Below are 13,032 nucleotides of genomic sequence, written 5' to 3'. Positions count from 1 at the left end.
GTATGGATCACAGAACGCAGCGATTCGTGGCAGTTTATAATGAAATAGACAAATACTGCCTCGGTAAATTGGCTTCAATCTACACTGATGACATCAGTTTTGTAGATCCTTTTCATAAAATTCAAGGGCTTGATGCGCTAACGAGCTATTTTCAAGGGTTATATGAAAATGTCTTTGAAATCGAATTTCTTGTTACGAACGCCTATCAAGTTGATGACGTCAGCTTTATCTACTGGACTATGTCCTATCAACACCCCAAGCTAAATGGCGGTAAGCTCATAGAAGTCGATGGTCATAGTCGTTTGAGTTTTATTGGCGAAAAAGTGGCGCAACATCGGGATTACTTTGATAGTGCGCAAATGCTGTATCGCCAAGTCCCACTGCTCGGTGGTGTTATTCGGCTATTAGATAAAAGGATCACGGCATGAGTAACATTTTAATTACTGGCGCAACATCAGGAATAGGTAAAGGTCTTGCGGAATTTTATGCAAAACAGTCCCATCAAGTAACTGCCTGTGGTCGCAATAAAGAAGTGTTAGACGAATTAGAAAACAGCGTAGGTGCAAAGAGCAAAGCATTTGATTTAACAAACCGCGTTGAGATAGAAAACAACTTCAAAGATATTGATGGCTTGGATCTTGTGATCCTCAACGCAGGTGGTTGTGAGTATATCGATAATCCCAACCAATTTGATGGCCATTTGTTTGAGCGAGTAATGCATATCAACGTCATCTCAATCGGCCACTGCCTAGACGTATTACTGCCAAAAATGAAAACAGGCGGGCAACTTTGTATCGTAAGTTCCAGCAGTGCATTTTTACCTTTGCCTCGCGCCGAGGCTTACGGTGCGTCGAAAGCGGCTGTCAGCTACTTAGCGCGCACCCTAACCGCAACATTAAAAGATATTGATGTCACCTTAGTTCACCCTGGATTTGTAGAAACGCCGTTGACAGATAAAAACGACTTTCCTATGCCATTTATTGTAAGTGTCGATGATGCCGTGGGTTACATTAGCAAAGGAATAGAAAAGCGCAGCAAAGAAATACATTTCCCAAAAAGGTTTACTCTATTTTTAAAACTTCTCAGGTTACTGCCGTTTTCGTTGTGGTTACCTCTCGCTAAAAGGATAGCCCGTGGCTAAGATTGCAATAATTGGAAGTGGTATCTCAGGTATGACCGCAGCATACCTGTTAAGTCGTCAACATGACGTGAAAATCTTTGAAAAAAATGATTATATTGGCGGACATACAGCAACAATTGATGTTGAATACCAAGATGAAAAGCTCGCAATTGATACTGGCTTTATCGTATTTAATGACAGAACTTATCCAAAATTTGAAAAACTGTTGGCTGAAATTGGTGTTAGTCGCCAAGAAACTGAAATGAGCTTTAGTGTTCACAATAGTCAATCTAAGTTTGAGTACAATGGCCACTCACTCCGCACGTTGTTTGCACAAAAGCGTAACCTTCTGAGGCCAACCTTTTGGCGATTACTGAAGGATATTGTACGTTTCAATGGTCTTTGTAAGTCATTGTATGAAAAAGACGACTATCGAGGTGTTGAAACGCTTGGCAAGCTGCTACAGCAGTACCAATTTAATGAGTTTTTTAAGCTGCACTACATCTTGCCGATGGGCGCCGCTATCTGGTCCACCAGCATCAAAGAAATGCTCGATTTTGAAGCTAAATTCTTTGTCCAGTTTTTCTTCAACCATGGGTTATTGGACATCACAAATCGTCCTCAATGGTATGTTATCCCAGGTGGTTCTAGGGAATACATTCAACCATTAGTAGCTGAATTTAAAGACAATATTGTGCTTAATGCCGACATCGAGACAGTAGTTCGTGATGAATCTGGTGTCACCATCGTCTTCAAAGATGGCCGTAATGAGTACTTCGATAAAGTGGTCTTTGCATGTCATAGCGATCAAGCTTTAGCATTACTAAATACACCATCGAGTGATGAACAAGCGATACTTGGCGCTATCCCCTATACTGCAAACTCAGTGGTCCTACACACAGATACTCGTTTATTGCCAAAGCGTCCTCTGGCGTGGGCCAGTTGGAACTATTTATTAAACGAAGCGACGGACAAAGCTGCTGTTGTCACCTATCAAATGAACATACTGCAGGGGTTTGATGCCAAACATCAATACTGTGTCACGTTAAATCATGATGAAGGGATAGCTGAAGACAAAGTGATCCGCCGCTTTGTCTATCATCATCCGGTTTTCAATACCACTAGCATTGCGGCTCAAAAACGTAAAGCCGATATTGATGGTAAACACCATAGTTATTTTTGCGGTGCGTACTGGTTTAACGGCTTTCATGAAGATGGTGTGAGAAGTGCGGTAGATGTGGCCGAGCAATTGGGTATCTCATTTTGAATAGTGCAATATTGGTGGGCAAAGTTCGGCATCGGCGATTCGCCCATGCCGAACACGCATTTTCCTATCCCATGTATATGATGTGGCTAGACTTAAGTGAACTTGACGCACTCAGTAGTATTTCATCGAAGTTTGGTACATCCGGCTTAAAACTGCTTAAATTCAACCAAGCTGACTACATCCTCACAGAAGGTGAAAGCTTAGTTGAGCGCGCACGAGCTAAGTCAAATGCGCTTGGTAAACCCGTTTCTTCACAAACAAAAGTATATTTAATGGCGCAAATACGCTGTTTAGGCTTTTACTTCAGCCCGGTTAATTTCTACTTTTTTGAAGACGAGAAGGGTTCTGGTTTTAGCCATATGCTCGCAGAGGTAAGTAACACGCCTTGGAATGAGCGTCATTTTTATTTAGTTGAATTAAATAAAGAAGTGAACTTTAAAAAGCAATTTCACGTATCACCTTTTATGAATTTGGATATGCACTACCATTGGAAAGTGAGGCCGCCCGGTAGTAATACGCTGATCCATATTGAAAATAGAAAAGGTGACGAATTGCTATTTGATGCCACGATGACGCTCAAAAAGCAGGAGCTCAATGAAGCAAATATTAATCAATTGCTCAGGCGGTTTCCTGCAATGACATGGATCATAGCTAAAGGTATCTACTGGCAAGCGTTGAAGTTATTTTTAAAAAAAGTGCCTTTTGTTGGGCATCCCGGAAGAGTATAAGATGGAAAATACCACGACAATATCCTCCTCAATTTCACTTTCTACATTCGATAGATTGTACAAAAAGCTCGTCTTTGGCGCGTTGAACACTTTAGAAACCGGAAAAGTGGTACTTGTCGAAGGCGACCAAAAATACAGTTTTGGTGAGTCAGAGACAAGTTTAAGCGTTGATATTCATGTTCATTCAGCGCAAATGTTTAAGCTATTTGCGCTTGGCGGCAGTGTCGGAGCAGGTGAATCTTACATTCTTGGTCACTGGAGTTGTTCGGATTTAACCAAACTGATTGAGATCTTCGTCCTAAACCAAGATCAGCTGGATGCCTTTGAAAATAAGTTTGCATTTTTCTCCGGCATTGCGAATAAGATAAAGCATCTTAAAAACAAAAACTCAAAACAAGGCTCAAAGCGTAACATTGTCGCCCACTACGACCTTGGTAATGACCTGTATGAATCATTTTTAAGTGAAGAAATGCTGTACTCTAGCGCAGTGTACCCCTCCAAGGAGGCATCGCTTGAAGAAGCGCAGCAACATAAGTTAGCCGCAATCTGCGAGCGCTTGGATCTTCAGCCAACCGACAACGTTGTTGAGATTGGCACCGGGTGGGGCGCATTTGCAGTTTACGCTGCAAAAAACTACGGCTGCCATATAACCACGACAACTATTTCAGAAGAGCAGTATGCCTACGTAAAAGCACTGATTGAAAAAGAAGGGTTGCAGCAGCACATCACACTACTAAAAAAAGATTATCGCGAATTGGAAGGCCAGTACGACAAGCTGGTGTCTATTGAAATGATTGAAGCGGTTGGACACGCATATTTGTCGGGCTTTTTTGCAAAATGCAACGACTTGCTAAAACCGACGGGCGCGATGCTGATTCAGGCCATTACCATCGCCTGCCAGCGTTATCAACATTACCTCAAGCAATCGGATTTCATTCAGCAGTACATTTTCCCTGGCGGCTGTCTTCCTTCCGTGAGTGAAATGAGCAAGCAAATCGTAAATTCCACCGATATGGTTGTCCACGAACTCCATGATATCGGTCTGCACTATGCCAGAACGCTATACGACTGGCGTGTTCGGTTTGAAAAAGCATGGCCTTCGCTCGATAGTAAACGTTTCGATGAACGCTTCTATCGCCTTTGGCAATTTTATTTATGCTACTGCGAAGGGGCGTTTAAACAAAGAGCAACTAGTGCCGTGCATTTAGTCGCCAGAAAACCAAGATACCAGTCAAATGTCTGTACTCAAACATTGGATTACTAACGCGCTACTCTTCCAAAGTATTTGGTTTGCTGCATTATTTTTTCAAGCAGACGCGCTTTGGTTGATGTTGGTAGGCTGTCTCGTCATGCTCGCAGGGCATCAAAATAAGCGTCTCAATTTAGTGCTTGCACTCGTAGGTTCCGCCATAGGAATGGGCATAGAATTGATTGCTGTCAAAACTCAGCTCATCAATTACCAAGGTAGTGAATTACTTCCGCTTTGGCTTTGGGTTTTGTGGATAGCATTGGTGCTGACAATAAATAATGCACTTTCCAAACTATTAACGCTTAAAGCGCCGATATTATTAGTGGTATTTTTAGTCTGCGCGCCACCTAGCTATCTTGGTGCAGCTAACTTTGATGTAGTTTCTATCTCAATGCCTTGGTACATTTTCTGGCCAGCATTTGGCGCACTGTGGAGTGTGGGGTTCTATCTGATAGTGAGTGTTAATCGCATTTTATGGGGTACAAAGCTTGCGCAGTTGCCAGCAAATTGATAGCGTTTGATTACAAACCCACAGGGTTCGGGGCTAAACGCAATAAAATAATAAATATTTCGTCGAATTTCGCAATTTTGGGGTTGCACATAAACGCAAAATGCATAAACATAGGTTTTGCTTAGGCAAATTATAAAGTTATAGGAATCTAATAATGAATAAAGCTCAACTAGTTGAAAAGATGGCGGCAGACGCAGAGATTTCAAAAGCAGCGGCAACCCGTGCTTTAGAAGCGTTTACTGGCGCAGTAACTAACACACTAAAAGATGGCGGTTCTGTTGCTTTAGTTGGTTTTGGCACATTCTCAGTAAAAGAGCGCGCTGCGCGTACTGGTCGTAACCCACAAACTGGCGCTGAAATCCAAATCCCAGCTGCGAACATTCCTTCGTTCAAAGCAGGTAAAGGCCTAAAAGACCAAGTAAATCCTTAATCCACTCGCTGGACAAGAAAAACCTCCCAAGTTGGAGGTTTTTTTATGCCTCTCATATTCATTATATTTGATAGCGCTATCTTGAATTTGCTACTATCACACCAATCTCGTATTTTTATCTAATAAGTTGTTTAATCAGTTTTCATGAAGCGTTCTAACCTTTTCGCCGTTATGTCATTACTCATGTTGTTATGGGTAGCTGCTGCGTGCGCGACAGGAGCGCCTGATAACCACTTATCCCATACTTCTGATACGCACAGCACGAGCTTCGAAAACATCACCCAAAAGGGCCTCGCTGACTCCAATCAGTTACCCAGTAAGCCAAGTCCTGCGAGTCCAATTAAGCTCAGTGGTGAAACCACGCATCACGAAAAGGGCCTACTGCCGGAACGCGAGCGTACTAGTCACCCTAGTTATTTTCTACATCCTAAACAACAAGCCGAATATGCGCTTGTATTTGAGCTTGCAGCAGAAAAATATGTACCGGCATCAGTCTATGACATCAATAGACCTAAACCCGTACCTTGGTATATGTGTGATACTCGGCCAAATAATGGCTTTATCGACAACTGTAAGCCGGCAAACTTAACCTTCAAAGGCAGTCTCAACTTCGCCTCTTAATCATTATCTACTACCAATAAAGCACCCAAATAGTAGTTTTTGATACCAGCACCCTAACGCCTGTATGACCAGTACTCGTTAGCAAATCGGTATCGCTCAGATAGATAATGAGAAAAATATGAAAGATATAAATTCGCCAACGAGGCTATCAACCCCTCGTGGTACAACCGCGCGTGCAAAACGCTTTTTTACTGCGCTTATTGTGTTCCTGTTGCTCCTTTGTGCACTACCAAACTTGTATCCCAATAAGAATTTGATTCAAATTCAAGCAAGTAGTAACGAGGCTGTGTCTCTGTCGCTGCCTGAGCTTAAATCTCAGCTAGAAAGAGAGGGGTTCAAGGTCAAGCAAATCCAATCTCATCAAGGTGGCTATTTAGTTGAACTTGAAAACCGCACGCTAACCGCCGAAGCGCGTGCTTATATGGCTGAGTCTCACTCTAAGCTAAGTGTTAAGGTTGTTAGTGCTTCAACAATGCCACAGTGGTTAGAAAGCACTGGACTTAAACCTATCAAGCTGGGACTCGACTTGGACGGCGGTGTGTTGTTCGTACTCAAGGTTGACACACAACAAGCGGCGCAAAATAAACTGCAGTCACTCGCAGACGAAGCCAATAGTTTACGGATCAAAAATCGTTATCGTAATCTGTCTATTCCTCAAGTTATCAGTGGCGAGCAGGTTGAGGTCATTGCTAAAGCGCAAGGGCAAAATGAACTCGTTGCGCTTACTGCGACACTGCGCGAGCTCTATCCACAATTTACCAGTACAACTCATAAACAAGGCAGTTTAACGAAAGTGAATTTCCGTTTTGCCGAAGCGAAAAAAGCAGAGTTCGATAAGCAGTTAATGACCCAAGCGATGTCTACTTTACGCTCGCGTATTGAGGAACTTGGGATCACAGAAGCGGTTACGCAACGTCAAGGCACTAATTATATACGAATTGAACTACCTGGCGTGCAAGACCCAGAACAAGCCAAACGTATTATCGGCGCAACAGCAAAGCTTTCATTTCATGCATTACAAGAAATAGGAGGTCAAAAATTAAAGGATAAATCTGGCGCTTTGGTTTCAGTCGACCCAGTTGCCATTTTTGGCGGGGATGAAATAGAGTCCGCAACAGCAGGAAGAGACGAACACGGAAAGCCTTTAGTGCAACTATTCTTATCTTCTCAAGGCGGTGAAAAGATAAACCGATTTTCTAGAAACAATGTTGGTAAACCAATGGCCACCGTATTCAGCGAATATTACGCGGATACAAAAGGAGAGATTAAGCGCAAAACGGAAGTGATTTCAGTAGCCACTATTCAACAAGTATTAAATACCCGATTCAGTATTACCAATATGCAGTCAATGGAACGCGCACAGGAGTTAGCATTATTGTTGCGGGCGGGTTCTCTTGACGCACCAATCACCATTGTGAAAGAGCAAACCATTGGTCCTTCATTGGGCGAAAAGAATATTGAAAGCGGCTTTAAAGCTTTGGCGTTAGGGCTAAGCCTAACTTTGCTGTTTATGGCAGTATGGTATCGCAAGCTAGGTGCAGTGGCCATTACCTCATTACTGGTAAATTTAGTTTGCCTGATTGGATTAATGTCGCTGCTTCCTGGTGTTGTGCTTACCTTACCCGGCATTGCGGGCCTAGTTTTGACTATCGGTATGGCCGTCGACACCAATGTGATTATTTTTGAGCGAGTTCGCGAATTAAGACGTAAAGGCATCGGGATGGTTACTGCATTAAAGCAAGGTTATCAACAAGCCATGTCGAGTATTATCGATGCTAACTTAACCACGATGATAACTGCTCTTATCCTACTTGGTATCGGTTATGGACCAGTAAAAGGGTTCGCGATCACCTTGGCGCTGGGCATAGTAACCGGTATTTTCGCCGGTGTGGTCGTCTCCGGTATGTTATCAGAATCTCTTTATTCAAAATCACGTAAAGGCGCAAAGTAAAATGACAAGTAAAACGCAAAAGGCAAGATTCGTCGGGCTAATTTCTGGATTGTTACTTGTCCTTGCAAGTCTCATAGCCATCACCCAAAAAGGCATTGTATTAGGCCAAGACTTTACCGGCGGTTACGTTACGGTTATCGACTTACCCAAGCAAAAGAGCCAAACAGAAATGCAAAACAAGCTAGCTGAGCTTGGTGTTCAAGATGCGCGAATTGATCTGCAAAACGATGGTAGCTGGCGAGTTTTCCAAACCTCTGAGTCCACCGATGAAGCACACGTCAAACAGTGGATAGAAGGACTTGAAACACAATGGCAAGCAAGCGTATTAGACGCCAGTTATCTTGGTGCGCAGGTGGGTAATGAGTTAATCGAACAAGGTGGCCTTGCAGGTATATTCGCATTACTTAGTGTATTGATTTACTTGGCGTTTAGATTTGAGTGGCGCTTGGCAGTCTCTGCAAGTATCGCACTTTTTCATGATGTGATTGTGACGCTAGGTTTGTTTGCAATAACGCAAGTAGAGTTTGACTTAACCGTGCTTGCAGCGCTGCTGGCGATTATTGGTTACTCACTCAACGATTCGATTGTGATTGGTGACAGAGTTAGAGAGCTTTTGTTCGAAGAGCAGTGGAAAACCAGTCCTGTGGGCAATACCATAGACCAAGCGATAAAGGATTCAATGAGCCGCACGCTTATCACCTCATTAACGACGCTCACAACGGTGATAGCGATATGGTGGTTAGGCGGCGCAGGACTTAATAGTTTTGCCATGGCGTTGTGTTGTGGCATTCTCATTGGTACTTTGTCTTCCTTGGCAATTAGCGCAACTTTACCGCAGTTTTTAGGCTTGTCGTTTAACAACTACCTAAAAGAAGAATCTGAGGCAGCGAAACAGCAACTCGCTGAGCCATAAGCGTTATATAAGATTTAGGTTAAAAAAGTAGCAATTGCTCTTTTTTAACCTTGTCGTGCTGATGTATAATCCGCACTTCGAAAGGAGCCGGATAAGGATTAATGTCAAAATATAGTTATCAAACTCGGTGCGGGAAAGTAACCCTCTGGGCCGAACAAAATATCCTCTTTGCCTGTTTCGAAGGAAATATTAATGAGTCTATGATCCATTATTTTTCTAGGGCATTAGAGCAATGCCGAACTGAGATCCACGCATCGACATGGGGTTACATAAGTTATTCAGAAAAGGCCATAGCTGCGACACCAGAAGCCTATAAGTTACTGGTAAGCACAGCAAAGCGCTGTTTGCAGTTAGGCTGTATTAGTGCTGCGTATGTGTTGAAGTCGGCAATTGCGAAAAGCCAGATTGAAAAAATGCGCAAAGAAATTGGCATGCCAGAGCCATTAGATCAAGTTTTGTTTGCTGATGTAAGCGCTGCCATTGAGTTTGTAAAAAGTACTTTAGCTACACCTGAAAAGTTGTCGGTATAAGACATCCTAATTCTATATAAGTGACGTTGCCTATTGGGACGAGCATTTATAATCAGTTTGATTGCGCCTTCACTGTTAAGGCCTCATTGGGCCGCATCTCGCAACGTGCGATGATGCGGTTGTTTTTATCTTCTTCCTGTCTAAGCAACATACCTTCGTCATTTTTTGTCCACCACACAAACCCATCACCTTGATATTTTGCACCGCTGGCTGAACGAGCAATCTTCATCTTAACCACTTGTTCGTTAAAATGGACAGTTGCCTTATCACTGTCGTTGTAGTCAACCTTTATCATCGAATCATTATCACATTGATAGCGGCTAAGTGTTTCACTAAGCTCAATTTTACGATTTGAGATGTCCTCGCCACATGCACTGAGAACAGCGCTAATTAAAACAGCAAAGGCAATTTGAGATTTCATAAACAGACTCCGGCGAGAAAAAGACGGTATCTGATAATTTAGCGTAAACGGATGAAGTTAAGGTGAATAGTGTGGTTACAAGGCAATAAAAAGCAGCATAAAAAAGGCCCAATGGGCCTTTAAACATGATTACAAGTTATTAGTCGTTTACTGGAATGGTACTCTGCGCTTCGCGTATTTTTGGCGTGTATAATCGCTTAGTCATCGCCATAAAGAAAATAGGCGTAAACAATAGACCAAATAAGGTAACCCCTATCATTCCTGAGAATACTGCAATCCCCATAGTTTCGCGCATTTCAGCACCCGCACCAGTTGCAAGTACCAGAGGTACAACCCCTGCGGTAAAGGCAATCGACGTCATCAGAATAGGACGTAAACGTAGTTTACATGCCTCAATAATTGACTCCAAATTAGTCTTGCCTTGCTCGTACTCTTCTTTGGCAAATTCCACCATTAGGATTGCATTTTTACACGCTAAAGCAACCAAAACAATAAGAGCAATCTGGGTAAAGATATTATTATCGCCGCCAGTTAGCCACACCCCAACCAATGCTGACAGTATGGTCATTGGCACAATGAGAATGATTGCAAATGGTAGCTTTAGGCTTTCGTATTGCGATGCCAAAACCATAAACACCAAGAGTACAACCAGTGGGAAGATATACACCATCACGTTACCCGCGAGGATCTGCTGATAGGTGACTTCAGTCCACTCAAATGCCATGCCTTCGCTAAGCGTTTCGTTTAGCACCGCTTCAATTGCCATTTGCGCTTGATCCGAAGAATACCCGGGCGCAGGGCTGCCATTTAACTCGGCAGTAGGATACCCGTTATAGTGCATAACGCGATCAGGTCCCGTTGTCGGCGTGACTTTGAGTACCGCGCCAAGTGGCACCATTTGACCGTAGTTGTTTCTTACTTTGTAAGACAGAATCTGTGCAGGATCTGAGCGAAAGTTAGCGTCAGCCTGAGCGGTGACCTGATAAGTGCGGCCAAATAAGTTAAAGTCATTGACGTACATTGAACCTAAATAGATCTGTAATGCATTAAACACTTCCTCGAGCGGTACGCCTTGTACCATTGCTTGCTCACGGTCGATATCAATGTCCATTTGTGGTACTTGGATCCTAAAGCTTGAGTACAGTCCCATTAGCTCCGGTTGCTGCTGTGCTTTTGCGATCACTGCTTGTAAGTCAGAGAATAGCTTCTCAAAGCCAAGGTTTGCTCTATCTTCAATTTGCAGTTTAAAACCACCAGTGGTGCCTAACCCTTGTATTGGTGGCGGTGGGAAAACCGCGACAAACGCTTCATCTATGATGGCAAACTTCTGATTAAGCTGCGCAGCGATTGACGACGCATACAACTCTGGTGACGTACGATTTTCAAATTTATCTAGGGCAACAAATACAATCCCGCTATTTGGGCTGTTTGTAAAACCATTTACTGAAAGCCCAGGGAAAGACACGGAATGTAAAACGCCTGGAGTCTGTAGTGCAATTTGTTCCATCTCACGTACAACGGCTTCTGTTCTATCCAAACTTGCAGCGTCTGGCAGTTGGGCAATCGCAACAAGATACTGTTTGTCCTGTTGTGGAATAAAGCCGCCAGGGATGGTGCTAAACAACTTAGTAGTAGCAAAAATTAACCCTAAATAAACCACCAACACAATGGTGCTCAATCTAATAAGCTTTTTTACTAGTCCAACATAACCGTGAGCTGCCTTATCAAAAAAGCGATTAAACGGTTTGAATAACCACTGACCAAACAATTTATCTAACACTACTGTGAGTTTGTCTGGTTTAGCACCGTGCGGCTTTAATAGTAGTGCAGCTAGCGCTGGTGATAATGTTAATGAGTTAAATGCCGAGATCAGCGTCGAAATCGTGATCGTGAGGGCAAACTGTTTGTAAAACTGGCCTGACAAGCCGGTAATAAAAGCAGTTGGAATAAACACCGCACAAAGCACCAATGCAATCGCTATAATAGGGCCTGTCACCTCTGACATCGCTTGTTTAGTTGCTTCAAAGGGCGCAAGGCCGTTTTCAATATTACGCTCAACGTTTTCAACCACGACGATGGCATCATCGACCACTATACCGATTGCGAGTACCAAACCGAACAACGACAAAGTATTGATAGAAACACCAAGCCACTGCATTGCAGCAAAGGTACCAACTAACGATACTGGCACTGCCACGAGCGGAATAATAGAAGCGCGCCATGTTTGCAAGAATAAGATAACGACTAATACCACAAGTACAATGGCTTCTAATAATGTCGAAATTACCGCATCGATTGAGCCGCGAACAAAGATTGTCGGATCGTAAACGATATCGTATTCAACCCCTTCAGGAAAACGTGTCGATAACTCTTTCATGGTTTCACGCACCTGATCCGACAGCTCTATCGCATTAGAGCCAGGACGCTGAAAAATCGGCATTGCCACCGCTTCGTTACCATCTAGCAACGCTCTTAATGCGTAGTTATCTTGTCCAAGCTCAACTCGACCAATATCTTTGAGCCTAGTGATCGCGCCATCGCTCGATACGCTAACAATAATATTGTCAAATTCACTGGTATCTGCCAAACGGCCTTTAACGTTTAACAGAATTTGAAATTGATTTTCATTCGTTGTAGGTTGAGCACCTAAAGAGCCAGCTGCTACTTGGCGGTTTTGTTGCTGGATTGCTCGGACCACATCGCTTGCGGTTAAGTTTCTTTCAGCCAATTGCTCGGGGTTTAGCCATATCCGCAACGCGTATTTACCGCCGCCGAATAGCTTTACATCACCCACTCCCGGCAAACGCGCAATCTGATCTTTGACATAAATATCGGCATAGTTAGAGAGGTAGCTTGTATCATGCGAGCCACTTGGCGATACCAAGTGCACCACCATAGTGAGATCTGGAGACGCCTTCTCAGCCACAACCCCTAAACGTTGTACTTCTTGCGGTAACCTTGGAATAGCGCTATTTACACGGTTTTGCACTTGAACTTGGGCACGGTCAAGGTCAGTGCCAAGTGCAAAAGTCACGGTAAGCGTTAAACGACCATCACTGGTTGCTTGAGAAAACATATACAGCATGTTCTCAACACCATTGATCTCTTGCTCAAGTGGCGTTGCAACGGTTTCAGCAATGACTTTTGGGTTTGCACCGGGATAGGTTGCAGATACCACAACCGTCGGCGGCACCACCTCTGGATACTCGCTCACGGGAAGCTGAAATAGGGAAATGGCCCCTGCGATTAATATCACGAGCGACATCATCGCCGCAAAAATAGGGCGCTTAA

Annotated in this window: 13 protein-coding genes; 11 read left to right on the top strand and 2 right to left on the bottom strand. The window is 43.5% G+C overall.

All coding sequences use genetic code 11. The features are described from left to right. Positions 1 to 2: 2 nt before the first annotated feature. From PPIS_RS24310 to PPIS_RS24260, 11 genes are all read left to right on the top strand, one after another. Positions 3 to 428, top strand: coding sequence for a nuclear transport factor 2 family protein (locus tag PPIS_RS24310; protein WP_010377190.1), 426 nt, complete (start codon positions 3 to 5; stop codon positions 426 to 428). Continuing rightward, a complete protein-coding gene (locus PPIS_RS24305) occupies positions 425 to 1,141 on the top strand; it encodes an SDR family NAD(P)-dependent oxidoreductase (RefSeq protein WP_010377192.1) in 717 nt (238 codons plus the stop codon). Before PPIS_RS24310 ends, PPIS_RS24305 begins: the two co-directional genes overlap by 4 nt. After that, on the top strand, positions 1,134 to 2,387 hold the full coding sequence (locus PPIS_RS24300) for an NAD(P)/FAD-dependent oxidoreductase (protein WP_010377193.1): 1,254 nt from the start codon (positions 1,134 to 1,136) through the stop codon (positions 2,385 to 2,387). Before PPIS_RS24305 ends, PPIS_RS24300 begins: the two co-directional genes overlap by 8 nt. Beyond that, positions 2,384 to 3,115 (top strand): DUF1365 domain-containing protein, encoded by a 732-nt coding sequence (locus PPIS_RS24295; protein WP_026345621.1) that lies wholly within the window; start codon positions 2,384 to 2,386, stop codon positions 3,113 to 3,115. The genes PPIS_RS24300 and PPIS_RS24295 overlap by 4 nt, the downstream gene beginning before the upstream one ends. A 1-nt stretch (position 3,116) precedes the next feature. Further along, the gene (locus PPIS_RS24290; RefSeq protein WP_010377199.1) at positions 3,117 to 4,379 is read left to right on the top strand and encodes an SAM-dependent methyltransferase; all 1,263 of its coding nucleotides are present in this window, start codon (positions 3,117 to 3,119) and stop codon (positions 4,377 to 4,379) included. Continuing rightward, the gene (locus tag PPIS_RS24285) at positions 4,351 to 4,875 is read left to right on the top strand and encodes a DUF2878 family protein (protein ID WP_010377201.1); all 525 of its coding nucleotides are present in this window, start codon (positions 4,351 to 4,353) and stop codon (positions 4,873 to 4,875) included. The genes PPIS_RS24290 and PPIS_RS24285 overlap by 29 nt, the downstream gene beginning before the upstream one ends. A gap of 154 nt (positions 4,876 to 5,029) precedes the next feature. Then, positions 5,030 to 5,305: an HU family DNA-binding protein gene (locus PPIS_RS24280; RefSeq protein ID WP_010377204.1), complete on the top strand. Its 276-nt coding sequence runs from the start codon at positions 5,030 to 5,032 to the stop codon at positions 5,303 to 5,305. A 144-nt stretch (positions 5,306 to 5,449) separates the two neighbouring features. Next, positions 5,450 to 5,926 (top strand): hypothetical protein, encoded by a 477-nt coding sequence (locus PPIS_RS24275; protein ID WP_010377206.1) that lies wholly within the window; start codon positions 5,450 to 5,452, stop codon positions 5,924 to 5,926. Positions 5,927 to 6,044: 118 nt separating this feature from the next. Next, complete coding sequence (gene secD / locus PPIS_RS24270) at positions 6,045 to 7,877, top strand: protein translocase subunit SecD (protein ID WP_010377208.1); 1,833 nt, start codon at positions 6,045 to 6,047, stop codon at positions 7,875 to 7,877. Between the two features lies 1 nt (position 7,878). Then, a complete protein-coding gene (secF, locus tag PPIS_RS24265; protein WP_010377211.1) occupies positions 7,879 to 8,790 on the top strand; it encodes a protein translocase subunit SecF in 912 nt (303 codons plus the stop codon). A gap of 101 nt (positions 8,791 to 8,891) precedes the next feature. Then, positions 8,892 to 9,320 carry a hypothetical protein gene (locus PPIS_RS24260; RefSeq protein ID WP_010377213.1) on the top strand — a complete coding sequence of 143 codons (429 nt, stop codon included), beginning with the start codon at positions 8,892 to 8,894 and terminating at the stop codon, positions 9,318 to 9,320. 52 nt (positions 9,321 to 9,372) lie between these two features. Here PPIS_RS24260 and PPIS_RS24255 read toward each other — a convergent pair whose 3' ends face one another. After that, positions 9,373 to 9,741: an MliC family protein gene (locus tag PPIS_RS24255; protein ID WP_010377215.1), complete on the bottom strand. Its 369-nt coding sequence runs from the start codon at positions 9,739 to 9,741 to the stop codon at positions 9,373 to 9,375. Between the two features lie 139 nt (positions 9,742 to 9,880). Next, positions 9,881 to 13,006, bottom strand: coding sequence for an efflux RND transporter permease subunit (locus tag PPIS_RS24250; protein ID WP_021032545.1), 3,126 nt, complete (start codon positions 13,004 to 13,006; stop codon positions 9,881 to 9,883). Between the last annotated feature and the right edge of the window lie 26 nt (positions 13,007 to 13,032).

Source organism: Pseudoalteromonas piscicida (assembly GCF_000238315.3).
GTDB classification, from domain to species: Bacteria; Pseudomonadota; Gammaproteobacteria; order Enterobacterales; family Alteromonadaceae; genus Pseudoalteromonas; species Pseudoalteromonas piscicida.
This window is presented reverse-complemented; position numbering and strand designations above follow the sequence as displayed.

Excerpts from the sequence above, each read along its gene's own strand:
- PPIS_RS24310 (WP_010377190.1), top strand. The coding sequence starts at position 3 with ATGGATCACAGAACGCAGCGATTCGTGGCAGTTTATAATGAAATAGAC.
- PPIS_RS24305 (WP_010377192.1), top strand. The coding sequence starts at position 425 with ATGAGTAACATTTTAATTACTGGCGCAACATCAGGAATAGGTAAAGGT.
- PPIS_RS24290 (WP_010377199.1), top strand. The coding sequence starts at position 3,117 with ATGGAAAATACCACGACAATATCCTCCTCAATTTCACTTTCTACATTC.
- PPIS_RS24285 (WP_010377201.1), top strand. The coding sequence starts at position 4,351 with ATGTCTGTACTCAAACATTGGATTACTAACGCGCTACTCTTCCAAAGT.
- PPIS_RS24280 (WP_010377204.1), top strand. The coding sequence starts at position 5,030 with ATGAATAAAGCTCAACTAGTTGAAAAGATGGCGGCAGACGCAGAGATT.
- PPIS_RS24275 (WP_010377206.1), top strand. The coding sequence starts at position 5,450 with ATGAAGCGTTCTAACCTTTTCGCCGTTATGTCATTACTCATGTTGTTA.
- secD (WP_010377208.1), top strand. The coding sequence starts at position 6,045 with ATGAAAGATATAAATTCGCCAACGAGGCTATCAACCCCTCGTGGTACA.
- secF (WP_010377211.1), top strand. The coding sequence starts at position 7,879 with ATGACAAGTAAAACGCAAAAGGCAAGATTCGTCGGGCTAATTTCTGGA.
- PPIS_RS24260 (WP_010377213.1), top strand. The coding sequence starts at position 8,892 with ATGTCAAAATATAGTTATCAAACTCGGTGCGGGAAAGTAACCCTCTGG.
- PPIS_RS24255 (WP_010377215.1), bottom strand. The coding sequence starts at position 9,741 with ATGAAATCTCAAATTGCCTTTGCTGTTTTAATTAGCGCTGTTCTCAGT.
- PPIS_RS24250 (WP_021032545.1), bottom strand. The coding sequence starts at position 13,006 with ATGTCGCTCGTGATATTAATCGCAGGGGCCATTTCCCTATTTCAGCTT.